19 protein-coding genes are annotated in these 25,503 nt (G+C 54.2%); 5 read left to right on the top strand and 14 right to left on the bottom strand.

Annotation, left to right across the window (positions count from 1 at the left end; translation table 11 throughout):
* Positions 1-47: 47 nt before the first annotated feature.
* Positions 48-2,486 carry an efflux RND transporter permease subunit gene (locus MTX78_RS23095; RefSeq protein ID WP_243798738.1) on the bottom strand — a complete coding sequence of 813 codons (2,439 nt, stop codon included), beginning with the start codon at positions 2,484-2,486 and terminating at the stop codon, positions 48-50.
* A 232-nt stretch (positions 2,487-2,718) separates the two neighbouring features.
* On the opposite strand from MTX78_RS23095, the gene MTX78_RS23090 reads away from it, so the two are divergent.
* Positions 2,719-3,120: a hypothetical protein gene (locus MTX78_RS23090; protein WP_243798736.1), complete on the top strand. Its 402-nt coding sequence runs from the start codon at positions 2,719-2,721 to the stop codon at positions 3,118-3,120.
* Between the two features lie 102 nt (positions 3,121-3,222).
* On the opposite strand, the gene MTX78_RS23085 is transcribed toward MTX78_RS23090, so the two are convergent.
* A complete protein-coding gene (locus MTX78_RS23085; RefSeq protein ID WP_243798734.1) occupies positions 3,223-4,743 on the bottom strand; it encodes a glycine--tRNA ligase in 1,521 nt (506 codons plus the stop codon).
* Between the two features lie 414 nt (positions 4,744-5,157).
* Here MTX78_RS23085 and MTX78_RS23080 point away from each other — a divergent pair, with 414 nt between their 5' ends.
* On the top strand, positions 5,158-6,561 hold the full coding sequence (locus MTX78_RS23080; protein ID WP_243798732.1) for an inorganic phosphate transporter: 1,404 nt from the start codon (positions 5,158-5,160) through the stop codon (positions 6,559-6,561).
* A 236-nt stretch (positions 6,562-6,797) separates the two neighbouring features.
* On the opposite strand, the gene MTX78_RS23075 is transcribed toward MTX78_RS23080, so the two are convergent.
* The 11 genes from MTX78_RS23075 to MTX78_RS23025 form a co-directional block, all read right to left on the bottom strand.
* Positions 6,798-7,337 carry a hypothetical protein gene (locus MTX78_RS23075; RefSeq protein WP_243798730.1) on the bottom strand — a complete coding sequence of 180 codons (540 nt, stop codon included), beginning with the start codon at positions 7,335-7,337 and terminating at the stop codon, positions 6,798-6,800.
* Between the two features lie 7 nt (positions 7,338-7,344).
* The gene (locus MTX78_RS23070; protein ID WP_243798728.1) at positions 7,345-7,836 is read right to left on the bottom strand and encodes a DUF4385 domain-containing protein; all 492 of its coding nucleotides are present in this window, start codon (positions 7,834-7,836) and stop codon (positions 7,345-7,347) included.
* Between the two features lie 890 nt (positions 7,837-8,726).
* Positions 8,727-10,352, bottom strand: coding sequence for an Ig-like domain-containing domain (locus tag MTX78_RS23065; protein ID WP_243798726.1), 1,626 nt, complete (start codon positions 10,350-10,352; stop codon positions 8,727-8,729).
* Complete coding sequence (locus MTX78_RS23060) at positions 10,336-10,668, bottom strand: hypothetical protein (RefSeq protein ID WP_243798724.1); 333 nt, start codon at positions 10,666-10,668, stop codon at positions 10,336-10,338. The genes MTX78_RS23065 and MTX78_RS23060 overlap by 17 nt, the downstream gene beginning before the upstream one ends.
* A 6-nt stretch (positions 10,669-10,674) precedes the next feature.
* Positions 10,675-11,568, bottom strand: coding sequence for a class I SAM-dependent methyltransferase (locus MTX78_RS23055; RefSeq protein WP_243798723.1), 894 nt, complete (start codon positions 11,566-11,568; stop codon positions 10,675-10,677).
* Between the two features lie 94 nt (positions 11,569-11,662).
* Positions 11,663-12,055, bottom strand: a complete 393-nt coding sequence (locus tag MTX78_RS23050; RefSeq protein WP_243798722.1) for a hypothetical protein — start codon at positions 12,053-12,055, stop codon at positions 11,663-11,665.
* A complete protein-coding gene (mnmG, locus tag MTX78_RS23045; protein ID WP_243798720.1) occupies positions 12,052-13,920 on the bottom strand; it encodes a tRNA uridine-5-carboxymethylaminomethyl(34) synthesis enzyme MnmG in 1,869 nt (622 codons plus the stop codon). Before mnmG ends, MTX78_RS23050 begins: the two co-directional genes overlap by 4 nt.
* 242 nt (positions 13,921-14,162) lie before the next feature.
* Positions 14,163-14,885 (bottom strand): GNAT family N-acetyltransferase, encoded by a 723-nt coding sequence (locus MTX78_RS23040; RefSeq protein WP_243798719.1) that lies wholly within the window; start codon positions 14,883-14,885, stop codon positions 14,163-14,165.
* A 212-nt stretch (positions 14,886-15,097) separates the two neighbouring features.
* A complete protein-coding gene (gene ybeY, locus MTX78_RS23035; RefSeq protein WP_243798717.1) occupies positions 15,098-15,589 on the bottom strand; it encodes an rRNA maturation RNase YbeY in 492 nt (163 codons plus the stop codon).
* Positions 15,586-16,044: an ATP-binding protein gene (locus MTX78_RS23030; RefSeq protein ID WP_243798715.1), complete on the bottom strand. Its 459-nt coding sequence runs from the start codon at positions 16,042-16,044 to the stop codon at positions 15,586-15,588. The genes ybeY and MTX78_RS23030 overlap by 4 nt, the downstream gene beginning before the upstream one ends.
* Positions 16,045-16,086: 42 nt before the next feature.
* Positions 16,087-19,503 (bottom strand): DUF4175 family protein, encoded by a 3,417-nt coding sequence (locus MTX78_RS23025; protein WP_394805600.1) that lies wholly within the window; start codon positions 19,501-19,503, stop codon positions 16,087-16,089.
* 1,119 nt (positions 19,504-20,622) lie between these two features.
* Between MTX78_RS23025 and MTX78_RS23020 the strand changes: the two genes are divergently transcribed.
* Genes MTX78_RS23020 through MTX78_RS23010 form a run of 3 tightly spaced genes read left to right on the top strand, consistent with a single transcriptional unit; the run spans position 20,623 to position 22,196 of the window.
* A complete protein-coding gene (locus tag MTX78_RS23020; protein ID WP_243798711.1) occupies positions 20,623-21,315 on the top strand; it encodes a carboxypeptidase-like regulatory domain-containing protein in 693 nt (230 codons plus the stop codon).
* 49 nt (positions 21,316-21,364) lie between these two features.
* Positions 21,365-21,793, top strand: a complete 429-nt coding sequence (locus tag MTX78_RS23015) for a hypothetical protein (protein WP_243798709.1) — start codon at positions 21,365-21,367, stop codon at positions 21,791-21,793.
* Positions 21,794-21,833: 40 nt separating this feature from the next.
* On the top strand, positions 21,834-22,196 hold the full coding sequence (locus tag MTX78_RS23010) for a hypothetical protein (RefSeq protein ID WP_243798707.1): 363 nt from the start codon (positions 21,834-21,836) through the stop codon (positions 22,194-22,196).
* Between the two features lie 171 nt (positions 22,197-22,367).
* On the opposite strand, the gene MTX78_RS23005 is transcribed toward MTX78_RS23010, so the two are convergent.
* A complete protein-coding gene (locus MTX78_RS23005; RefSeq protein WP_243798706.1) occupies positions 22,368-25,400 on the bottom strand; it encodes a M16 family metallopeptidase in 3,033 nt (1,010 codons plus the stop codon).
* Positions 25,401-25,503: the final 103 nt, after the last annotated feature.

Genomic DNA, 25,503 nt, shown 5'->3' with positions numbered 1-25,503 from the left:
GCTTCGGCAAGCGCCGCACGACGTTGGAATTGAGCAGTAAAAGAAGGTTAACTGTCCTGTTTGGGCTGCACCTGCATGCGGTTCAGGTTCAATTCGAAATCATCGTCTTCCTCGTGGTACTCGTCGTCGTAATGACGAATAGAAGATTGGTCGATGATTTCGTCTTTGCCATGTTCGAAGGTAACAAGCAAGGCAGGCAACAGAATCAGGTTGGAGAAATTGGTAATCAGCAAGCTAGCCGACATGAGCAGCCCCAGGGCCTTGGTGCCGCCAAACTCCGAAAAGGCAAACACCGAAAAGCCCAGAAACAGCACAATGCTGGTATAAATCATGCTGGTACCGGCTTCGCTGAGCGTGGTGCTGATAGCAGCCTGCACCCGCTGCCCGTTGATGGCCATTTCCTGCCGGAACTTCGCCAGCAGATGAATGCTGTTGTCGCCGTCGATACCCAGCGCAATACTGAAGATGAGGGCCGTGCTGGGCTTGAGTGGAATGCCGAAGTAGCCCATGATGCCCCCAGTCAGCAACAGCGTAAAGAGGTTGGGAAGCAACGTGAAGAACACGGCCCGTATGCTCCGGAACAGCAGCAACACCACCAAGCCTACCAGCCCGAAGGCAATCAACAGGCTTTCTTTGAGCATACCAATCAGGTACTCGTTGCCTTTGGTGAACAGGATGGTTGTGCCGGTTAGCCGCACATCCATGCCCGTACCGTTGAAAATCTGCTTGATTTCCGGTTGAATTTTCCGGGCCAGCAGCGTATCCAGGTTGTGCGAACCGATGTCGGCAATCTTCAGGGAAATACGAGCCCGTTGGCCGGTGGAGTCGGTGAAGGAACGCAGCAGCTTCTGCATCATCTGCCCACTCCCACCCTCGTTGGCCGACTGCGACCGGGCGAGGTAGCTAAGCACGAAGTTCTTCTCGGAGTTGTCGGGTAGGCGGTAGTAGTCGGGGTTGCCGTTGTAGAACGCCTGCGTGCTGGCCTTCAGAAACGTGACGATGCTGACGGGCGTGGTGAGTTCGGGTTGGGTGCGCAGAAACTTCTCGAGGCGGTCAATCTTCTCGAGGTTTTTCAGCTTCAGAATGCCCTTCTTCTTGCCGGTGTCCACCACCATTTCCAGCGGCATCACGCCGTTGAAGTGCTGCTCGAAGAACTTCAAGTCGGAATTTACCGACGAGTCTTTGGGCAAGTCATCGACCATGTACGACACCGAGCGCACCTTGCTTACCCCGAAAGAAGCCAGCACAATCAGGACCCCAGCGGCTATGTACACCGTTTGCCGGCGCTCCAATACCAGGTAGTCGAAGAACTCCAACAGCTTGGTGAGCGGCTTGGCTTCCAAGTGCTGCAACTGCTTGGGTGTAGGCGGCGGCAGGTAGGTGAACACAATCGGCATCATGATAAACGACACCGCAAACGCCACGAAAATGTTGATGGTGGCCACTGCCCCAAACTGGTAGAGGATGGCAATATTGGTGAAGCAGAACACCACAAATCCGATAGCTGTGGTGGTGTTGTTCATCAAAGTCACGAGGCCAATCTTGCGCACCACTCGCGCCATGGCCAGCACCTGGTTGCCGGATTTGCGGTAGTCGTAGTGGTAGCGGCTCAGCAGATACGTGCAGTTCGGAATACCGATTACGATGATAATGCTCGGAATCAGGCCGGTTAGCAGGTTGATTTTGTAGCCCATGAGCACCATCGTGCCCACGCACCACACCACCACTACCAGCACAATCAGCAACGGAAACAACACCGCCGACCAGGTGCGGAAGAACATGAACAGCGTCACGGCCATCATGGCAATGGTTAGGCCGACGAATAGCTTCATTTCGGCCGCTACCTTGGTGGTCATGGTGGAGCGCACGTACGGCAAGCCAGCGTAGTGCATCCGGATGTTGGTTTTGGCCTGGAACCGGTCGGCGTGCCCCAGGATTTGCTTCATCACGCCTTCGCGCCTCGAAGAATTCAAATACTTTGGGTCGAGGGTGAGGGCTAGCAGCGTGGCACCCGTGGTAGGGCTGATGAGCTGGCCCTTGTAGAACTCCTGCGCATTCACGACCCGCATAAGCGAGTCGAGTTCAACCTGAGTTTGCGGCGCCCGCCGGAAGATGGGCAAGGCCCGGAAGGTGTTGGTGGCCGTGTCTTTTTCGAGGCGAGGCAAGCGCGTCACGCTCAGTACTCCGCTCACGCCTTCCACCTTACCAAGTGTGTCAGTCAAGGACCGAAGCTCATTGAAGTTGCCTAGTTTGTAGACACTGCTGTCTTGCATACCCAGCACAAACACGTTGCCGTCTTCGCCGAAGGTGCGCTTGAACTGCTGGAAATACACCATGTCCGGGTCGTCGGGGCTGACCACCTGGGCAAAGTCGTATGTCATTTCCACTTTGCGTGCTTGCCAGCCCATGAACACCGTCAGGGCGGACAGCAGCAGAATCAGAATCCGCCGGTTCTTGATGACGAATAGGGCTAGGTTGCTCCACATAGGCTGCTAAAATGCAGCAAAGGTACGCAACCCCAAGCAGGTAACCGGACTCTTGCCCCTATAAGGAGGGCATTCCATTTCACTTGAGCTCAGGGGGTTTCCTACTTTCCAGAAATAATTTAATAACAAAGGCAACTTTCTATGACAATTAAAGTTTAATATTCAGCCCATCAGTGTTTTGCAAAAACAAAGCATTGCATTATGCCGATACATAAGTTCTCGTTGCATTTAGATGACCCTTTTTCATTCACCAGAGGCGCAGCTCGTATATCACTCCGCTTCTGATACGCTTTACCTCAGCTACAGCGCCACGCGGCTGTCTCTCTCGTTTAGAGCGGCATACCAGCAGGCACTGGAAAAGATGCTGCAGCACAACGTAACCAAGCTGTTGCTGGACTTGAAGCGCAATGCTCCTCCGGCCGACGAGACTGAGCATATCCTGCAGCCACTAGCCGAAGTTCTGCTTGCCCATCCGGACCGTTCACTGTTTATTGCGGCCGTGGTATCAGAGAAACAGTACCAATACCAAATCGGTAACGTGCTGGCCGCCAGCACCACCCTACCGCCGGCACAAGTGGAATTCAACTACTTCACGTCGCGCCAGGAAGCCACTGATTGGCTTAGCAGTAATTAACTTTTCCACAGAGTTATCCACACTCAAACCTATTATAAAAGAGAAGGCCCTAACTAGTCGTTAGGGCCTTCTCTTTTATAATAGGTAAGCGAAGTAGGTGACCTACAGCTTCTCGAAAATGCGCGAGAAGCTAACGGCTTCACCGATGTAGCTCCGCAGTTCCGAAATAGGCATGCGGGTCTGCTCGCGCGAGTCGCGGTGACGGACGGTTACGGTGTTGTCTTCCAGCGTCTGGTGGTCGACGGCAATGCAGAACGGCGTACCGATAAGGTCCTGGCGGGTGTAGCGCTTGCCAATGGCGTCCTTCTCTTCCATCACCAACCGGAAATCGTGGCGCAGAGCGTTGAAGATTTCCGTTGCTTTTTCAGGCAGCCCGTCTTTGCGTACCAGCGGGAAGATGGCCGCCTTAACAGGCGCTATGGCGGGGTGCAACTTCAGGAACTTGCGGGTTTTGGTTTTCTGCTCCTCTCCTTCGCCTTCCGTAATAGTTTCTTCCTGGAACGCCTGGCAGAGCGTAGCCAGGAACAGCCGGTCAGCACCTACCGACGTTTCCACCACAAAGGGTACGTAGTTGCCGTAGGGCTTGCCGGTTTCGGGGTTGATGTCGTTGTCGAAGTAGTTCTGCTTTTTGCGGCTATACTGTTGGTGTTGACTCAAGTCGTGGTTAGTTCTGGAGTGAATACCTTCCATTTCCTTAAAGCCAAATGGAAACTCGTATTCGATATCAACCGCTGCCTTAGCATAGAAAGCTAGCTTGTCGTGGTCGTGGAAGCGCAACTTTTCGGCTGGTAATCCTATTGCTTCGTGCCAACGACGACGCGTTTCCTTCCACTTGTCGTACCACTCATCCTCTGTGCCAGGGCGCACGAAGAACTGCATTTCCATCTGTTCGAACTCCCGCATGCGAAAGATGAACTGCCGAGCCACAATCTCGTTGCGGAAGGCCTTCCCGATTTGCGCAATACCGAACGGAATATTCATCCGGGCCGACTTCTGCACGTTCAGGAAGTTGACGAAAATACCTTGCGCTGTTTCGGGCCGCAGATAGATCAAGCTCGAGTCGCCGGCTACGGCGCCTATCTGCGTGGAGAACATCAGGTTGAACTGGCGCACCTCGGTCCAGTTACTGGTCTTGGATACTGGGCACGCTATTTTCTCGTCGATGATGAGCTGACGAACCCCCGCTAGGTCTTCAGCCGTGAGCAGGCGGCCCATTTCAGCTAGCAGCGCATCAGCCCGTTCTTTTTCGCCGTTCTTTTCGTACTCGGCGGCTTTCTCCTCCAACAGCACGTCGGCGCGGTAGCGCTTCTTGCTGTCAAGGTTATCGATCATCGGGTCCGAGAAGCCGTCAACGTGGCCGGAGGCTTTCCAAGTGAGCGGGTGCATGAAGATAGCGGCGTCGATGCCCACTACGTTCTGGTTGAGCTGGGTCATGGCCCGCCACCACAGCTGCTTAAGGTTGTTTTTCAGCTCCACGCCGTTGGGGCCGTAGTCGTACACAGCAGCTAGGCCGTCGTAGATTTCGCTGGACGGAAATACAAAGCCATACTCTTTCGCGTGCGATACAATATCAGCTAAGGTGTTCTCGGCCGTTTCGGCGGCTTTTTGCGGGGCGTTGCTCATGAGGGGATAGTTAGTGAATTCGTGACGCAACAAATGGTTCCTTTGAATGAGCTGGAGTGCCATTAGAAGCTAAAGCGTGATAGCAACGGGTTGCTACCTTCTCAGCCAACTAATTCGCCAATTCGCTACATCACTTCCTAAAGTGAAAGCAAAAGTAGTAGAAGCTTGGTAGGCAGCGAAGCATAGGTTGGATTAAAACCAGCCAAATTTAGCGCGAACCACTTTCCAAGGCTATTCCACTGATTGTGTATCTAGTAGCTTCAACCTCTAGGGTTATCCTGCGTTTAGCGACTTGTTATAATCTATTCACAAAGCAATTTTTATCTGTGAGATAACAATTTCATAATCTTGCTCCGCCTTAGGGCCCTCCTACCTTTGATTGTTGAAATTTGAATTTCCACCAAATTTTCTTTTATGCTTGGCTTAGAGCCTCATGTGCTGATTCTGCTTATCGTCTGTTTGGTAGCAGCCTGCGCATTTGAATTTGTTAATGGATTCCACGACACGGCCAATGCCGTGGCCACGGTTATCTACACCAACGCCTTGCGGCCGTGGGTGGCCGTCGTCTGGTCGGCGTTCTGGAACTTCATTGGGGTACTAACGGGCGGTATTGGCGTAGCCATGGGCATCGTGTACTTATTGCCCGTCGAAAGTTTGGTTGATCAGAACGTCTACCACGGCATTGCCATGGTGGGCGCCCTCATTTTGGCCGCCATTATCTGGAACGTGGGTACTTGGTACTACGGGCTGCCGTCGTCGTCGTCGCACGCGCTCATCGGAAGTATTCTGGGAGTTGGTATTGCGTTTACGCTGCTGCCGGGTACTCGTAGCGCGGCCGTGAACTGGAGCAAAGCAGGCGAAACCGGATTGGCGCTGCTAATCGGGCCCCTGTTTGGTTTCTCGCTCACCATCTTCCTGATGTTCCTGCTCAAGCGCTTCGTCGACAACAAGGCCATCTTCAAGGAGCCGCACAAACACAAGCCACCACCGCTCTGGATTCGCCTGATTCTGGTGGCTACTTGTACGCTGGTAAGCTACTTCCACGGCTCCAACGACGGCCAGAAAGGCGTGGGCCTCGTGATGCTGATTCTGATTGGTATCGTGCCAACTTTCTTCGCGCTCGACCATACCAAGAACCCCCTGGACATGCGCGACTCGCTGGTAAAGGTGGAACAGGTAATGCAGAAGCTGAACCCCGGTGACTTGAGCACCGACGACCGGGCGGCAGTTAGCAACATCCGCCTCCAAACCAATTCGCTGGATTCCATTTTCACCAACAAGACCGAGGTTACCCAGCTGCCGCAGAACGCTCGTTTCCAGATTCGCAAAGCTATTCTGCTGCTGAGCAATCAAGCCAAGAAGCTCCAAGGCAGCGACAAGGTAAGCCTAAGCAGTGTGGACCGGGAAACACTGAATGCCTCCATAACCAAGATGCGCACCTTCACTGACTATGCCCCTACGTGGGTGTTGCTGATTGTGTCGGTTTCACTGGGCTTGGGCACCATGATTGGGTGGCAGCGCATTGTGAAAACCATTGGAGAGCGAATTGGTAAGGAGCACCTGACGTATGCCCAGGGCGCTTCCTCGGAACTGATTACGGCTACTATGATTGGCCTTTCCACTGCTTACAACCTGCCGTCGTCAACCACGCACGTGTTGTCGTCTTCCATTGCGGGCTCGATGGTAGCCAACCGCGGTATCAAGAATTTGAACCCGCAAATGGTCCGCAACATTGCCTTGGCCTGGGTGCTTACTTTGCCCGTTACAATGGCCTTGTCAGGTGGCTTGTTCTTGTTGTTCCGAGCCATCCTCGGGTAGTTCAGTGCCAGCCAGATAGCGCCTTGCTTTGTAGGCCAGCTGGTTGTCTCACGTATAAATGCAAAAAGCCGCTCTATGATAGAGCGGCTTTTTTTGTTAAGTGGATTCTCAATTTGAGACAACAAGCGAGGTTACCTGCGCCTTAGCTAGATATATTTAAACCTCAATACTTGATAAATCAAGCAGTTATCCACTTATCCACAGGCAAAACAAGCTGTTTTGTGGATAAGTGGGAGTTATGCTGGCCACTGTACGTCCAAGTCTTCCGAAATAAAGACGCCAAAGTTGACAAACTGAAGCTCGTCCTCATCGAAGTATAGGTCAATCATCTCTTTCTCGTAAGACACTCGCATTTCGCCGGTATCCATCTTTTCCACCTCGCTAGCTTCGTAGCCGTGCTGGCGCATGAGTTCCTGGATCTGCTCCGGCGATTTGCCGTGGATGGCTTCGCCAAACAGGCGCATGCCGGGGTGGTCGGTTTCGATACAGCTTAGGCGATAGTCGTCTTCGCGGTCGAAGTAAAGTGAGTAGCCTTCTTCGAGGTAGTTCCAGGCTTGGTGTTCGAACTCGTCTTCCTCTTCTGATTCTTCAATTTCTTCGGGCTCGCCCATCAGGGCACGCACCTGGTCCATGGTGGCCCCAAAACGGAGCGGCCCCATGCCCGTGCCTAGTATGATTTCATTTTCTTCGGTACCGGAAGAATGTTGAGTGGTGTCCATGGTGGCAGTGGTTATGGTGGAAAGAGTCTGTTGGAAGGAGAGGGTAAAGGTAGCCAAACGGGTTTCACTTCCCGTAGCGGGTTTTAAAATCGGCCATCTGGCGTAGGTAGTCGGGGTGCTGCTTGGCCTGGTCCCACTTCAGTTTGAAAATGACAGCAGCCTCGGCCTTTTCGGCGTCTTCAGGAGAGCGGGGTAGCTCGGCGCGGCCGTGGGCTCCGCTTTGGCCTTTCTTGTCGTCGGGTACGGGGCCATCGTATTTCTTGCCGCCTTTGTGGTTGGCGTAGCGCCGCGACCTGGTGAACCCCATTTGCAGAAACTTGCGGGCCATGTCGGCCCCTACAAAGTCTTCGGCCTTCAGATAGGCCTCAAACAGGCCGTAGATAGTATCGGCCGACTCCCGTGCCACTTCTGGGGTTCGGAAGCGCCAGTGGGGCAGAATCTCCCCTTTATAGGGCTGTACCAGCAGCACCCCCTGTTCGCCTTTGCCTACGCGGTAGAGTTCGGGATGCTTCCGAAAATCTACGGTGCGAAAATCAAGGTCGTAGTCGAAGGGCATATAGGGCGAAAGAGGTGTTAGGTGTATACGCGCCGTGCCCGGAATAAGATGATTGGACAAGCGCCCGCTTTTCCACATGCTCCACCCAACGGTGTTCGGCCTGCTTGCCCCGACAGCCTTCCATCTTGAACGCGAGAAACCACCTCGCCTTTTTTTTGAGCCCGGCTGGGTTGTCCACAAGGTTAATAACTTTTTAAAAGAAGAAATTTTAAGAAATCTTTTTTATCCCTGTCGTTAGGGCTGTGTATAAGTGGACAACAAATGAGAGTAATCCACACCACGGATAACTTGTGCATAGCCTCGGCGTTATGCACCGTCTATCAACAGGGTGTGTGCATATCATTTCATTGATTTATAATTACTTAACCTAGTTTTTAACAATCCACATCAGTTATCCACTAATCCACAATTCACACTTTTGTGGGATGTGGACAGCGTCGAAAAACGTGTGGAGTTATCCACCCTTATCCACCAAGGGTGTGTGTAAAAAGGGAGCTGTACGGGATGCGAGAAGCGCAAAAAAACTTATCCTATTTTTCTACACCGATTATCCCCACTTCTCCCCAGTGTTATCCACAGGTTATGTCCGATAAACGGGATATAGTGGATAAGCCTGTGGATTTGCTGTGGATAAGCCCCGGAAACAAGCCTCAGTAACTTGAAACAGCCCTTTGTAGTTGTGGAAAGCAGGCTACTGCCCGTTGAAAAACTCCTTGACAAGTCGTTTTGCTACGTAAGACACAAAAAGCAGCCCGAGTAAGAAAGCTGAAAAACGCCGTTTCCAGTTAATCAGCCTGTTTTCTAGCTGCTGAAAGTAACTTCTAAGGGCATAAAAAAGCCTACTGTGCAGCCATGGGCACACAGTAGGCATACTGCAAACCAGCCGGTGATTAGAAAACCAGCTTGATATCTTCTAGCTCGAAATTGACGCGCACCTGCTCCGACTTCGGCCGGATGTAAATGGGTTCGGCGGGTACCAGGAGTTCAGGGTCACCGCCCCGCCAGCGGCCGTCGCCATCAGCATCAATCAACACCCGGAACGTGTAGACAGCCGGTAGCAGCCGGTCGAAGCGAAAGGTGCCTTTGGGGCTGTCGAGGGTGGCAACCACTTTGCCTTGCGAATCGAGAAGCTGCACTTCGTAGCGCTTGTACTTGGTTTGGATGGTACCCGCTAGGCTGCCGTAGGTGGCTTGGTCGGTTACGCGCAAGCGCAGCGGCTTGGCACCCAGGTTTTGTCCCGTAACGGTGGTCAGGTTCAGGGTGTCAAGCGTGATGGTAACCGTCTTTTTGGCTTTGGTGTCTAGGAGCACCGTGAGGCGGGTCCGGTCGGGACTCAAGGTGCCATTGGTCGGCAGCGTAAGGGGGCGTCGGGTAGCAGTGGAGTCTTCTTGCAGCAACGCAAAGGGTTTGCCGGGGGCTACCCGCACGGGTTCAGTGAACAAAAAGCGCACTTCTCCTTGCCGATACACATCGCGCGGCGCCCCATCCACAGAATAGACTGGGGCGCGTTTGGTGGGAGCCGTGCCGGGAAATCGTACGTTCACCGTGTCGCGGGAGACGTTGCCGGCACTATCGGTGGCGGCTAATAAGTAGCGTCCCTCGGTTAGCGTTGGGGTCTTGAACAGTGCCACCACGCGGCCTTGCTCAGCGAGTTGCAGTGCCTCGGTGAGCTGTGGCGGTGTAGCAGCTGCGCCGAGCGAGGAAATAACGGCCGTCCGTAGGCCTTCCCCGTAGGTTACCCGGAACTGCGAAAAAGTGCCCTGCCGGCTGTTGATGATGGGCCGGCGCGCATCGGGCCGTACTAGTAGCAACTGAACCGAATCGGGCCGGGGGCCAACGGTAATGAAATCGGGGAGGTAGGCTATCTTCTCGCCCTCGTTGTAGCGGGTGTTCTGGTTTTTGTCGGCCAAAGCGTAGATACGGTAGCGGCCGGCTTTCAGGTTACGCAGCGCAAATGCTCCGTTTTTGTCGGCGCGGGCCAGGTAGTAAGGCCGCCCGCGGCGCACCCCCGCCGTATCGGATTCGGGGTACATCAACACCGAAACCGCATCGGCCGGCTTGTCGGTCAGCAACTCCCGAACGCTGCCACGCACGGCGCCCGAATCAAGCACGGCGCCCGTGCTGAAGCTCACTACAACATTCGTTGCCGGGTTGCTTTCGGTGATGTCGGTAACGGCATTGCCGAAATTAAACGAATAGGTGGTGTTCGGGTCGAGCGGCTTATCGAAGAGCAGAGAAATAGACGTGCGGTCTTCCCGGAGTTTGTAGGGGTTGTCTTCGGGTAAGGCCGGCGAAATGATGAGGTTCTTGTTGAGGTCTTTGAGCTGCACCGACTCAGAGAATACCAACCGCACCACTTGGCCTTTGTAGTTGCGGCTGCCATTTGGGGGAGTTGAGCTTTCCAGCGTGGGCGGAATAATGTCCTTCTCCCCGCCGGTAGGCGAACTAATGGAAGCACAGCCAGCCAGCCCAGCACCAGCAGCGAGCAGAAAAAGAAGGTTAGCGCGAACGGACATTATAAAGCAGAAGCGTGGAAATAGTTAGTGCCGCAATGGCCAGCACGGTCCATACAGTGGTTTTGCGGGTCGGGTGGTCTTCATCAGCCGGCACGGTGGTCGTATCAGGAACGAGGGCCGGGCGGCGCGTGGTATCCGCGGAAAGTGACTTCCGAGTGGTGTCGGGCGCTATGCTAACCACAACGTGCGTATGCTGCCGAGTATATGCGGCAGTGGCTGTTGCGCCGGCGTCAGACGGGTGGCCCTCCCCTACCCCACCAGCATGGAGGGGCAGTGCCAGCAACGACCCAAATACGTATCTAGCTGGCAGCCCCATCTACAATCAGCGCTTGGCGGCCACGTAAATCAAGCTGGAGTACTGGCCCTCGTGCTGCGCTGCGTACTGGTTGGACTTGTATCCGGCCTTCAGCACCGACACGATTCCTCCTCCCCGCTCGGCTTTGTGCTTTTCGCTGAGCATGCTCACGTAATAGGCATCTAGCGCCATGGGTAGCGTATCTACCACCGTCAGCTTGTGCCTCTTGAGCAGCTGCGTCATGGTTTTCAAGCTGAAATGGTAGAGATGGCGCGGCACATCGTAGGCGGCCCAGTCTTGCCGATAGTGTTGGGCATCGAGGCTTTCCACGTTGGGCACGGCTATTAACAGTACCCCGTCGGGTTTCAGTAAGCTTACCAGTTGCTGAAGGGTTTCATTGAGCTCGTGTACGTGTTCGAGCACGTGCCACAGCGTAATGGCGTCGAAGCTGCCGCTCTCGAAGGAAGCTAGGCTTTCGGTGCCAATCGGCTGGCCGGCCCGGCGCGAGGCTTCTTCACGGGCCCGGACATTGGGTTCCCAGCCAGCTACCTGCCAACCATTGTTCTTGGCAGCTTCCAGAAAATGACCTGTTCCGCAGCCATAATCAAACAGGCGGCCTTTGCGCGGCGCCAGCTTGTTGATGAGCCCCACCTTCCGCCGCAACGTGAAAAAGCGCGCTACTTTGTAGGCTTGGTTGATGACGCCCGCGGCACCGCTGTTATGCGACACATAGTCGTCGGACTCGTAATACCGGCCAATGTGGGCCGCGTCGGGCCGAGGATTGGTGAACTGAAAACTGCACGCTTCGCACTGCTGAATGGCAAAGCTTTCCTTGCTCACCGATTTGTCTTCCACTACCAGCTTGTTGCGAAACTCCGTTTTGCCGCAAACCGGGCACTTCTCCAATCGTTCGTAAGACACAGGTTCAGACTATAAGCGAAGCAGCCTGACTTGCATCAGGCTGCCGTTTAGGTTGCATTAGCAAAAATAGACTTTTGAGGCTATAGTCAGGCAGCTACTTGAATTCAGACAAACGGTCAGCCTCTATTTGCTCTGGATTGCCTGGTGGCGGTTCTCCAACCGAGACGCCGCCCCCGCACAGCACCGTCACTGGTAGCAGCGTTGCGCCCAAAACTCCGGCACCCAAACCCACCAACAGAAGCCAGCCCAATGCTGAAACCCAACGCCGACCTAGTAGCCGACGAACCATAACGACAACGGCAAGGAATGCTTGCACGGCCAACATCAGCCAGCAACCTAGCGTTAGAAAGCCTAGCCACAAATAGCGCTCCGCAAATCGGTGATCTAGAAGCAACCCGACTGATGAACCACCCAGAACAAGCCCGGTTAGTATGCCCGTCAGGAGCAAGAAACGGGAACGGTAGCTAATTACCGTTCCCAGTTTCATCGGCCAAGGTACACCATGAGCACCGAAATATCGGCGGGCGAAACGCCGCTGATGCGGGCAGCCTGGCCAATAGTTTCGGGCTGCACTTTGAGCAGCTTTTCGCGGGCTTCGTGCGACAGGGCCGGCATGGCTTTGTAATCAAGGCGGCCCTGAATTACGAAGTTTTCTAGCTCCGCGGCCCGGATGGCTTGCTGATTTTCCTTCTCGATATAGGTTTCGTACTTCACCAGAATCACGGCTTGCTCTAGCGCCTCGGGGCCGTACGGCGCCAAGGCCAGCGTAAGGCCCGGCAGCACGCTCGTGAGGGTAGCCAACTCGATGTTGGGGCGGCGCAGCAGGTTGATGGCACGGGTTTTCTCGGTGATAGTAGCCGACCCCTGTTCCGTTAGCAATCCGTTGATTTCGGCGGGCTCAATGGCGAAGTTTTTCAGCGTATCCACCACCTCGCTGGTTTGGCGCTCTTTCTCGCGCACCAACTCCATCCGCTCTTCCGAAGCCAGCCCAATTGCGTAACCAAGGGGCGTCAGACGCAGGTCGGCGTTATCCTGGCGCAGTAAGATGCGGTGCTCGGCGCGGCTCGTAAACATGCGGTAGGGCTCGTCGGTGCCTTTGTTGACGAGGTCGTCGATGAGCACACCGATGTAGGCTTCGCTCCGCTTCAGGATGAAGGGGTCTTTGCCGTGCACGCGGTTGTGGGCGTTGATGCCAGCCATGAGGCCCTGGCAAGCAGCTTCCTCGTAGCCTGTGGTGCCGTTGATCTGGCCCGCGAAATACAGGTTGCGTACTTGCTTGGTTTCCAGCGTGAGGTTAAGCTGCGTTGGTGGGAAGAAGTCATACTCGATGGCGTAGCCGGGCCGGAACATCTTGGCTTTCTCGAAACCCGCAATTTTGCGCAGGGCGCGATATTGCACGTCCTCGGGCAAGCTGCTCGAAAAACCGTTCACGTACACTTCCACCGTACTCCAGCCTTCCGGCTCCACAAAAATCTGGTGCCGGTCCTTGTCAGCGAAGCGGTTGATTTTGTCTTCTACCGATGGGCAATAGCGTGGCCCCAAGCCCTTGATGCGGCCCTGGAACATCGGCGACTTTTCGAAGCCTTCGCGCAGGATGTCGTGCACCTCGGAGTTGGTGTAGGTGATGTAGCACGGGCGCTGCTTGGCCAGCGGCGGCGTGGGCAGGTAGCTGAATTTGCTGGGTGCCTCGTCGCCGGGCTGCTCTTCCATTTTCGAGTAGTCGAGGCTGCGGCCGTCTACGCGGGGAGGGGTACCGGTTTTCATGCGGCCCGCCTCAAAGCCTAGCTCTTTGAGCTGCTCGGTGATACCGGTGCTACCACGCTCGGCGGCGCGGCCACCCCCGAAGTTTTTCTCGCCAATATGAATCAGGCCGTTCAGGAAGGTGCCGTTGGTGAGCACCACCGCTTTGCTACGGAACTCGATACCGAGTTGGGTTTTCACGCCCACGACCGTATCGTTTTCTACTAATAAGCCCATTACGGCTTCCTGCCAGAAGTCCACGTTTAGCGTTTGTTCGAGCGTATTGCGCCACTCCTCGGCAAAGCGCATCCGGTCCGACTGCGCCCGGGGGCTCCACATGGCGGGGCCTTTCGAGCGGTTCAGCATCCGAAACTGAATCATCGTCTTGTCGGTGATAATGCCCGACTGGCCGCCCAAAGCGTCCACTTCGCGCACAATCTGGCCTTTAGCCACGCCACCCATAGCCGGGTTGCACGACATCTGCGCGATGGTGTTCATGTTCATCGTTACGAGCAGGACTTTGGAGCCCAAATTAGCGGCAGCCGCGGCGGCCTCACAGCCCGCGTGGCCCGCTCCTACTACAATAACGTCGTATTCTTCTTGCTGAAACATGGTGGTAGCGCCAAGCTCCGGCTTGGCGAGGCATAAGTAGTTTGTCGGGGGTAACACCAGTTACCGTACAGGTCGTTCAACGGTAGCAACGACTCTCCCAACCGGCACTTGATACTAGAGGCAAAACGCCCGCTACGGTGCGGGCATTCCGGTGAAATTGAAATCGGAAAAGCAGATGCAACCCGCTCAGAACGTGCGCAAAGATAGATACTAATCCTCTGTTTTGTGCGGAGCTGGCTGGCCTAGTCGATATCGTAGCCGCCTAGGCTGCCTTCCTGCCACTCCGTTATCAGGCTTGCCGATTGGGTGGCTACGGCATCCCACGAAAACGGCAGCCACAAGCTGTTGAGGCAATCATAGACTTCAGTGGCTGCCAGGCAAGGAAACAGCTTGTAGTCGAACTTCGGGTAGTTGTGGACCAGATAGCCAGGATAGTAATAGGCCATGTGCTGGCTAATGGCATAGTTGATTTTGAGCAGCATCAGGTACTTCCCCAAGCTGTATTTGCGGTAGCTGGGGTCGTAGAAATTCATAATGCCCATCATGGTGCGGGCGCCACTATCGAAAATACCGGCGGCAATCAACTGCTGTCCATCCCGCACCTCCACAATGGTGGTGTTGAATATGGTGTGCGTTGCGCCGGCCAACAGGAATGCCTCCACGGTTTCGGGCGCATCGAAGGTGATGGAAGTGCGGTATAACGCATACAGGGCTTCTATCTCCGCCGTGAGCCGCAATGGTTTTATCTCGCTTGAAAACCGCTCATTGAGGCGTAGTAAGCGGCGCTGCTCACTGCCATAGCGCACGTCGGGCAGCACCAGCCGAAGCCAGTGTACGGTATGGTACTCATCGTTCACGGCCAGAAACCGACACGTAAACAGATCCTGAATCATGCGGTAGTATCCCTGGCTCAAGTAGAAATCCAGCATGTCGCCTCTGATAACGGGCATGTAGGAAGAGGTCATATAGTGTTATGCCAGGTAGGCAACAGGTAATGAATAGGGTGTAATTGCCAAGTCCCCGAGCTGGGCAGCTGCTACAGAACAGCTATAGCCGCTGGAGTGTTGAAGAAGTATAAATATAGCAATGGGGTAGCTACAACGCAGAAAACGCCCGCGTTTGGAGCGGACGTTTTGTAGAGAGGCCCACGCCTAGGGTAGCAAGGAACCTGCGCTAGCTAGAAAGTGCGCAGCGAGAGGCAGTAATCCTCTTTCGCTCGCATGGCCGTCTGGCTGATCAGATCTTTGTCGGCGTAGCCAAGCAAGTGCAGCACGCCATGGATCATGACGCGGTGCAACTCGTCGATGAAGGCAACACCAAGTTGCTGCGCGTTTTCACGAACTCGCTCCACCGAAATGAAAATGTCGCCTTCGATAATGTCGGCGTCGTCCGCATTGTCGAAAGTGATGACGTCGGTGTACGTGTCGTGGTCGAGGTATTCGACGTTGACGCGGTGCAAGTACTCGTCGGAGCAGAAAATGTAGGTCAGCTGCACCAATTCATATTCGTGCACATCTATCACCCGCTCAATCCAAGAGCCCAACGCCTCGGCATCGGCTAGCTCGAACGGCACATCTTCCACCAAAAACTCGATACCATGCGACTCATGCGAGTCTTGAGGGAGGCCGCTGTTCATTTCGTGTTCGGTGCCGGGCGGGTGCTGGATCATGCCTGATAGGTGCTGGAAGTGGTGTCTTCGCCTGCGTTGGCAGCTTCAGAAGGAGCAGAAAGCATGAACGTGAGCTGCACGTTGCGGCCGTCTTTGCTGAACTCCACCTCGTCGGCGAGGTGGCGGATCAGGAAGATGCCACGGCCACCAGGGTTTTCCAGGTTTTCGGGAGCGGTAGGGTCAATCAGATTCGTGTAATCGAAGCCTTGACCTTCGTCTTCCACCTCGAACTTCACTCGGTCGGTGTCCACGTACAGCGACAAGTACACGTTCTTGTCCTTGTCGAACTTGTTACCGTGGCGGATGGCGTTGTTCACGGCCTCCGTCACTGCCACCATGATATTACCATAAATATCGTCTTCGATATGGAAGGTATCCTTCGAGTTGTCGATGAAACTCTCCACAACACGAATGTTCTCGACAAGCGAGGGAATCTGAATTTTAACCTGCTTCATAGGAAAGGGTAAGGAACGGCGGGGCGCAAACTTAGTGGAACGCTATTTCATTTTCTGAAAATATTCGCTGACTTCCCGCTGGTAATAGGGCGTGAGTGTGGTAGGGACAGTACGGAGAAGTTCAGTTTGGCGGTCTTTCTGGCGTTTGTACTGCTCGAAGGCAGGTGGAAATACGGGCGGCAGAGTCTTGGCGGTTTGCGCTTCACGCTTATCGTCCTGGTCTCGCTCCCGTGCCGACTTCTCGGCTTCCAGCAAGCGGGTCAGAATTTGGCGTTGACGCATGACCGTCTGCTCTGTTAGCCGTTTGTTTACGAGGTCGGTTTCGGTTTGTTCCATCATTTTTTTCAATTCGCCGGTGCCACCGCCGCCTTGCTCTCCTTTCCCGTCTTTCCCGCCGGGTTTCCCTCCTTTTTGTTGTTTTTCCAACTCTTGGAGCGCCTGCCGCAACATCTGCTGCTGGGCCGCCAACTTCGCCAAGTCTTCGCTCAACGCGCGGCCCTGCTTGCCACTCTGCTGCAACTGCTGAATCTGCTGGTTGAGTTGCTCCTGCATTTTGCCCATTCGGCCTGCTTGCCCATCACCGGCCTGCTTGCCTTTCTTCTTGCTCTTGCCGGGTTTGCCGTCGCCTGATTGAGGTTTGCTCATGCTCTCGCGCTGCTCTTGCTGCATCTGCTGTAGCGCCGAGTTGAGCATCAGGGCCAAGTTGTTCATGCTAGTCATGGCTTGCTGCTGGCTGGATGTAGCGCGGCTCACGTTGCGCTGCCGAATGTGCTCCAAGCTCTCGTCCATGCGGCCGTTCATCTCCCCCACTTCGCGCGTCACGAAGCTTTGGATGGGGAAAGCGCGCTTGGCCAGGGAATACAACGAATCCTGCACCACCCGGGCGTCGTCTTTGAGTTTGCGCTGCTGCTGGCCGAGCTGCACGAAGCGTGGGTCAGACTGATCAACCTTGCGGAAGTCTTTCATCAACGTCTCTTCGTCGAAGCTAAGCTTGAGCAGGTTTTCCAGGATGTCGCGCAGGTCGTCGATGTTTTCCTGCTGCTGATCCTGCTCTTCCTCGCTCATTTGCTGCTGCATCTTCTGAGCCATTTGCTTCATGCCTTTAGCGGCTTGCTGCTGGCTCTGGCTGGCTTTCTTGTTCTGGTTTTTCGAGAGCTGCTGCTCGCTTTCTTCCATCTGCTCGTCCACCTGCTGCTGGTCCTGTTTCATTTCGTCGGCCTCGTTCTCGTTGCCGAGCTGGTCGTCCATCTTCTTCAGGTCCTGCAGGTCTTTCTTGAGCTCGTCGAACTGCTGCTCGTTTTTCTGCTGCTGCTGCTTCAGGTCTTCCTGCTTTTGCTGCTGTTGCTGTTTGTTCTCTTTGTTGTCGGCGTTTTCCTTGTCGTTTTTCTGCGTTTCCTCGGCTAGCTTCTCCTGCTCTTTGGCTAGCTCCTGCAGCTTGTCGAGGGTTTCTTCCTGCTTCTGCTCGAACTGCAACTGCTTGAACATCTCTAGGGCCCGCTCCAGCTCTTTCTGCAAGGTATTTTCCTTGTTTTCAAGCTGTTGCATCAGCTTCTGCATGTCGGGCTGGGTCATGTCCTGCTGTTTTTCTAGCAGTTTTTGCAGCTCCTCATACAGCTTCTTGGTTTCAGGATCGAGCAGGCTTTCCATCAGCTTTTGCAGCTCCTTGGCCTTCTCGGCTAGCTCCTGGCTTTTAGGGTCCAGTTCGTCCTGCTTCTGGGTAAGCTCGTCGAACATCTTTTTCATGTCCGCCATCTGCTGATCCATCTGCTGCTTTTGCTGGAGCATGTCCTGAAGCTGCTTCTTGTCTTGGAAGTTTAGCTCGCGTTTGGTCTTGAGCTTATCTTGGCTTTTGGCTAGTTCGCGCTCCAGCTTCTTGCTTTGCTCGGCCGATTTGCTGAGCTGACTCTGCACCGATTCCGACTGCGAATTCAACTGCTCACGCAGCTCCTGACGGCTCGGCAAGCGAAACTCGGCCGCCCGCGTCTTCGCCGATTTGGGGCCGTGCACCCCGTCGTTGTCCCACACTTGCACGAAGTATTCGAGCCGGTCGCCGGGCTGCATTTTCAAGGGGCGCAAATCCCATTGGTAGGCATAGGTTTGAGCGGTGTTGCCGGTGAGCGGCAGCGCCCGCGCTTGGAAGGAAGCATTGGGCCGGCCTTTACTCGTGATGCGGTAGTGTAGCTGCAGCCGTGAGAGGCCGTAGTCGTCGCGCACCGAGCCGCCGAGCGCGAGGTAGCGCAGAGAAGTGGTATCGGAGAAGCTTTCCAGCGTAATTTCCGGAATTTGATCAGGAATAGCAGTAAGCTGGTACTCGATAGGGTCGCGGTTGAGGCTGGCCGGGTTTTGCAGGCGCACCGCGTAGTTCTGGGTGCGCATCACCTTGCGCGAAGCCGTAAAGTCTTCACCGGCTTCCTGAGCCGTTACGGTTTCGTCGGGGCTTTTGAAAAGCAGCTGTAGTTGGTCGGTGGCCTGGGTGGCGAACTGCCAACGAACTGTGCTGCCTTCCGGCACCGTAAGGTTGCCCGTGTTGCGGATGGTTTCGGCTGGCTTGCCGATGTAAGCGGGGTACGTGACTTGCACCGAGAAGTCGCGTAGGTTGGGGCGCTGGCGTAAGGTTAAGTCGTACTCGTTGGAGGTGAAGTTGGCGGCACTAAGCTGGAACTGCACATCGCGCTGTAGCTGCTGGAACTGGTAGCTGAAATGGTTGCCCCGGTCTTTGGTCAGGCGCCGTTCCCGCCCCCCGTACACAATGCTGATTTCGTTGGGCAGCACCTCTCCTTCTACGCGCACAGCCAGCTTGAAATCCTCGCCTTGGAAAGCTGTTAGGTCTTTGTTCTCGACCACAAACTGAAATGGAGCGGGGGGCGCATACTTCTGCCGGTAGTTTAACAGCCGCTCCGTACCCTGCACAAACAGCGCCGGATACACCAGCAACACCACCATAATAACAGCAGCCGGAATGGCCACGTATTTCCAAAGCGGCCGGGTTTGTTTCTGAATATCAATGCCGCTCTCAAACTGAAACCCTGCCAACTGGCTGGCCCGCTGCTCTAAGCTAGCCGCAATCAGCGCGTTGCCTTGGGCTTTATCTTGAAGCTGTAATGCGTTAAGCAATTTGTCTTGAATGTCCGGGAACAACTCGCCAACCCGCTGCGCCGCTTGCTCGTCAGAAAGCAGGCGGCGGAGGTTGGTAAGGGCAGCCAGCGGCTGCCAAATCCAGCGCATAAAGGCGTAGATAGCCAAGCCCAGAAAGCCAAACAGTAGCCCACCCCGCACCCATGTGGGCAGATAGAGGAAGTATTCCAGGGTGTTGAGAACCAGAAACAAACTGAGCAGCAAGGCCCCCGCTACCAGCGCACCACGCACGAGCAGCGACAAGTAGAACTTGCGCTTAAAGGCTTCCAGGCGGGCCAGCACTTCCTGCAGAGCCGAGGAGGTAGAAATTGATTCTTGAGGCACAGGCATAAGATATCCAAAGGCCATTAACAGCCTGGGAAAGATACATAATAAGCGTACGGGCTGCACACCCCTGCCGATAGAACCGGGTTTGCCCCCAGCCGGTTCCGCCGTCTTCACTGGTAGCTAATTTATAAAACGTATTTCGGTGATAAACCAGTTCTTCCGCAGCTGATTCATGAACGCGGGGTTCGAGGCTGTTGAACCGGTTATCAGTTGTTGATTGATGCGCGGCAAATGCAGGAGGCTAGCGCAGTTCCGCCACGGCTTCGGCAACTTGTGGATGAAGTTGAGGTGCCTGTGCCTTTTAAACGAGTTTCAAAGCATAACAGCGGAAAAGGGATGGTAGTCCGGAAACGACGCTAAGCGTATTTTGATACCTAAGGCCTTTCACTGCCTATCTCTTGCGACGGTAGTGTGCGTCCACAAACTAGCATAGCTGATAGGCATGGCAGTTTATAATGAAGCTGCGCGCGCAGCCGACAGCCATGCAAGCACCCAATGAACTGTGCCGCACAAGCCGAGGAGCTATAAGCGAGCAAGCCATAAGGCTCCGTTACACATCGTTTCTATTAGTATAAAGCAGCAAGTCAGATGACCATGAGTTTCCCATATTGGTAATGACTAATAGTGTATGCTGTTTCGGTATTGCAGAATACCGTAGATTCCTAAAAAACAAGCGAGTGGTTAAGTGTCGCTAATACAAATGCAGCCGATTACTGCTTCTATAATTGATATAGTTAATATATTTATTGATTAGTTTATATTATTGCCTATGAGTGTCGTATAGGATATCCTTGTGATATATGTTTGAATAGACAGCTGATAGTCATTACACTTGAGCTTCGTTGTTTCCCATATTGGGATTAGTATTCTTTAATTGAGCCAGCAGAATTGTATATTTAAAAGTATTTTTCAAAATTATCATTGTATTAATTTGCTTCAATATGACTATATCTATCGTGCTTTTACAGGTGTTTGAAGTGCGTAAACCAGTATTCATCTAAGGGAAACGGGCTTATGAGAAGTATGAATCTGTTGTTTATGTGCAAGTTGACGCATTTTCATCCTATACATTTGTATCACACACCGAGTAACACACCGACTTATTATAGCAACATTATGAAACTAAGTGCACACCCCTTTCACCCCGTCACTGGCGAGTTATTACCCACGTATCGGGATGCCTACTTGCGCGGAGACCTTACCAGCAAAAACACAGATGCTGTCGACGCTTACTTGAAAGCCAACTCTCGTTACGGCGATGCTACTCTGCGCCGTTACTACGAACTCAACCAGCTAGGCCACAGCGTAAAGCCGATGGGCTGGGTGGCGCGGCAGTTCGAGTTGATCCGTACTGAGCCACAGCGTTTCCGTCGTCGCGCTACGTCCCTGGTGGCTGGTAGCGCCCTACTAGGAGGAGCCGTATTTGCAGGCACCAGCTTGCCTACTGACAGCACGCCAACCGATATCATGCCTACAGAGATGCCGGCTGAATTATCTGCTAGCGTAAGCGCCGAAGCAGCTGCTTCTGCTTCTGCCATGCGCATGACAATGGTACGCGGCCGCATCCTCGATGAGAACGGCAAGCCCCTGATTGGTGCAACTGTTATCAACAAGGTTAGTGGCCGGGGCGTGAGCACCGATGCTGCTGGTAACTACTCCCTGCCTGTTCTGGCTGGCCAAGCTCCACTGGTGCAATTTGCCTACGCCGGCTACGAAGAGGAAGAAGTTCAAATCAAAGGCCGGGGCGCACAAAACGTGACCTTGTTGCCCCGCGAAACAGCGAAGAAAAAGCGCTGGTGGATTTTTTAATAGGCCACTAGCAAGCTAGCGTACCAGTTATTCAGTATTTCTATTCTATATGCAATTTCCGTTTCTCAACAGGCCCAGCATACGCAAAATCACGGTTGGTACAGCCGATGATGCTGGCCGAGTAGCCCGAACGGTTATCGAGCAGTTGCTCAACGAACTGCCGGAGTTACTCCTGACTTGCCTGGTGGACGTCCCTTCCGGCCGAGTACTAGCCTCCTACACAACGGCGGCGGCCCTCAACCCGAACCAAATCAGCTTGCGGTATGCGAAGTTGCTTCGTGCTACCGATGCGGCTCTCGCTGCCAAGCAAATTCCGGGTGGGCCCCTCTCGGAAATGGTGCTGCTCACGGAAGATCAATTGCATATAGTACGGCCCTTGCCGAATAGTTCGTGTTACTGTTTTCTAGCGGTCCGCTTCGCCGATACCAACTTAGGTATGGCTTCCGAAATTCTTCGGCGCCATACCGCTAAACTCTAGATTAAAATTTCACTTCACTTCTCATTTTAAATTTTCAGTTATGTCATCCGCTAAACAAGCCGTAAAAGAAATCCTAAACGAACTGCCTACTCTGCTAGCCGTTGCTGTTGTAGAAACCGAAACTGGTATGCCCCTGGCATCGCACTCCAACCTATCTGATTTCGATATTGAAACTGCTGCTGCTTACAACACGGAAGTGGTAAAGCAGAAACTGAAGGCTGTACAAGCCCTTAAGTTGAACCAGACTGTACAGGACATCCTGCTCACGCTAACCGACCAACTGCACGTTATCAAGTTGTCGCCTAAAGGTGACAAGTTCATCTACTTGGCCGTTAACTCCCGCGACACCAACCTAGCCGTTGCTCGTCAGATTTTGAAGTCTCAGACGGCTGTTCTGAACTAAGTAGTAGATCTGCCTTATCGTAGAAAGCCCGCTGGTATTGCTAGCGGGCTTTTTGTTTGTCTTTTGGTGGAGCATTATAGAATTCCGATGCTGGCTGAAGGCTGTGTAGTGCACAAAAAAGCCCAGTTCGTTTCCGAACCAGGCTTTGCATTGAAAAGTGATTGTCAGCAATTATTTGCCTTTGCCAGCAGTGCCATCTTCGTTAGTTTTCTGCTTACGCTTTTCCTTTTTGCCTTTACTGTCCTTGGTTACCATCTTCATCTTTTCGGCAGTAGCCGCCTCAGGAGTTGGGGTGGCGGCAGAAGGGGCTGTTGCGGGCGCAGGAGCCGTAACGGGGGTGCCTTCCAAATCTAGTTCTACCACTTCATAGCCAAGCTCGCTTAAGCCTGGGAAAGCCTTGGCCCGGTCGCCTACTACTACCACGTACATGTTGTCGGCTGGTAGGTATTTCTGGGCACTGGCTTGCAGGTCTTCGCGCTTCAGGTTCTTCAAGATTTCGCTTTGCTGCCGCACATAATCGTTGGGCAGGTCGTACTCGAGCAGGCGGCCAAGGAAGGCGGCTTTCTGCTGGCCGGTTTCGTAGCGAAGGGCATCTTGCTGACCCACCGACGCTTGCAGGAACTGTAGCTCTTCGTCGGTGGCGCCGGTGCGGTAGTTCTTGATTTCATTCATGAACTCCTTCACTGAAGCCGCCGTAGCATCGGCCCGAACGCCGGCCTGCGCCGTGAAGGGACCTACGTAGCGGGAACTCTGGAAGCCAGAGCGGGCGCCATAGGTGTAGCCTTTGTCTTCGCGCAAATTCAGATTGATGCGGGAGTTGAAAGCGCCGCCCAGGATGTAGTTGGCCAGATATGCGCGGTAGTAATTGCCGGTGGCATCATAGGGTAGGTCAGTTAGATAGCCCACCCGAATTTCCGACTGCGCAGCGCCATCTTTATTGACGAAGTAAATGCGCGTTTTGTCGGGCTGCACGACACGGTTGCCAGCGGGCAGCGTCACGTTCTTGCGAGCCCACGTTTTCAGGAAGGCCATGCGCGGTACCACTGTCTTCTGGTCTACGTCGCCTACTAGGGTGAGGTAACTCACGTTGGGCGCATAGTTTTCGGCGTAAAATTTCTTTACGTCGTCGAGCGTCAGGCTTTGAACGGTGGTGCTAGTGCCTGATACGGGCACACTCATGATGTCGGTGAGGCCGTAGAGCAGACGCGTGTACGTTTTGTTGGCAATGACCACGGGCTGGGTGTTTTGGTTGGCAATGCCTTCCAGCGTTTGCTTTTTCACCCGGTCAAAATCTGCTTGATCGAAGCGTGGGTGCAGCAGTGCCTCCTCCAACAAGGTTAGCGTAGCGGGCAGGTTTTTGGTAAGGCTGCTCACCACCACTTGCGTGTTCTCCTCGCCGCCATACACCTGAATAGTGCTGCCTAACCGGTCCAAGGCTGCGGAGAACTGCTCGCCAGTGTATTTCTGGGTGCCCTCGTTGAGCATAGCTGCCGTGAGAGAGGCAAGTCCTGCCTTGTTGGGGTTGGCTTGCTCCAAACGGTGGCCGCCGCGCAAAGTCAGCAACATGGTCACGGTTGGAATTTCGGTGTTGCGGCTACCCATCACGCGCAACCCGTTTTCAAAATCTTCGCGCCACACGGTCGGTACCTGCACTACGGGGTTGGCGCCACTTTTGGGCTGCTGGCTCCGGTCGAAGCTGTCGGTTGCTTTGGCATACGTCAAGCCTGAGTATTCGTCTTGCGGCGCCTTATAGCCTTCCTTGCTCACCGTGAAGTTGCTGGTTTTGGCTACCAAGTTGCCGGCACCCTTCGGCACTACACTCAGAACAATGGCGTGCTTGCCTTTGATGTACTTGTTGTAAACGCGTAGCACGTCGGCTTTGGTGAGGCTGCGCACTTTTTGCAGCTCCAGAGGCAGGCGGTTAGGGTTGCCCGAAAACGTCTGGAATGCCGCCAGCTGGCTGACCTTGCCGCTCACACTACTTAGGCCGTTGATGAGGTCGGTTTCGCGGCTAGCCTTAAAGCGAGCTATATCGTCGTCGGTTACGCCGATGCGCTCGAACTCAGCTAACGTACGACGCACCAACACTTCCGTGCTGTCGAGGCCTTTCCCTGGCAAGCTTCTGCTGGTGATGGTAAACTCGCCAGCCAGCTCGGTGGTAGGATGATACGCTTGCGCTTGTACCGCCTTCTGGGTTTTAATGAGGTTTTTGTAGAGCAACGACGTTTTGCCACCCCCAATTATCTCTGCCAGCGCATCAATGGCCACTTCATCGGGGTGGTACTGCGGCACGGTCGGGAATACCATTTGCAGCATTGGGAAGCGCACATTGTCTTCGTAGCTCACGTACCGGTCGGCGGAAAGCACCGGCTCGGGCAGCTTCATATTCTGCACGGCAGGGCCGCGGTTGATGGGGCCGAAATACTTTTCCACCATCTTCACTACTTCGGCGGGCTTCACGTCGCCGCCTACCGTAATGGTGGCATTGTTGGGGCCATACCAGCGCAAGAAGAAGTTTTTCAGGTCGTTGACGTCCGATCGATCCAAATCTTCGAGGTAGCCGATGGTTAGCCAACTGTAGGGGTGGCCATACGGGTAGAGCGTCTTGGCAATGTTCTCGCTGGCTAGCCCGTACGGACGATTATCGTAGTTCTGGCCCCGCTCGTTTTTCACGGTCGAACGCTGCACTTCAAACTTTTGCTGTGTTACAGCATCCAGCAAGAAACCCATCCGGTCGGCTTCCAACCACAGCGCCGTTTCCAGCTGATTGTTCGGGATGGTTTCGTAATAGTTGGTTCGGTCGCGGTTGGTGGAGCCGTTGAGGGTACCGCCGGCCGACGACACAAGCTTGAAATGCTGCTCATCGCCGACGTGGTCGGAACCCTGGAACATCATATGCTCGAAGAAGTGCGCAAATCCCGATTTGCCGATTTGCTCGCGCGCTGATCCTACGTGGTAGGTTACATCAACGTGGGTCAGCGGATCGGAATGGTCTTCATGGATCAGCAACGTCAGGCCGTTCGGCAATACATACTTCTCGTATGGAATCATCAGTTCGTTGCCTTTGCGGGTCACTTTCTCCACCAGACGAGTACCGCCCGTACTAGCAGTGGCAGGCTTGCTAACGGGCTTCTGCTGCGCCGTAGCAGGCGGCAAAGCCAATGCCATACCCAGACTTAGCAGCCAAATCGATTTCAAGGTCATATGGTATATAAAAAAGGAAAAACTGTGTTGTGACGATAAACACCCAATAGACGGATCTTATCAGACACGGACGCATGAGGTTAGTACAAACCACACACAAAAA

The organism is Hymenobacter tibetensis, assembly GCF_022827545.1.
GTDB lineage: Bacteria > Bacteroidota > Bacteroidia > Cytophagales > Hymenobacteraceae > Hymenobacter > Hymenobacter tibetensis.
The sequence above is the reverse complement of the archived record's forward strand: the minus strand, read 5'-3'. Positions and strand labels throughout refer to the sequence as shown.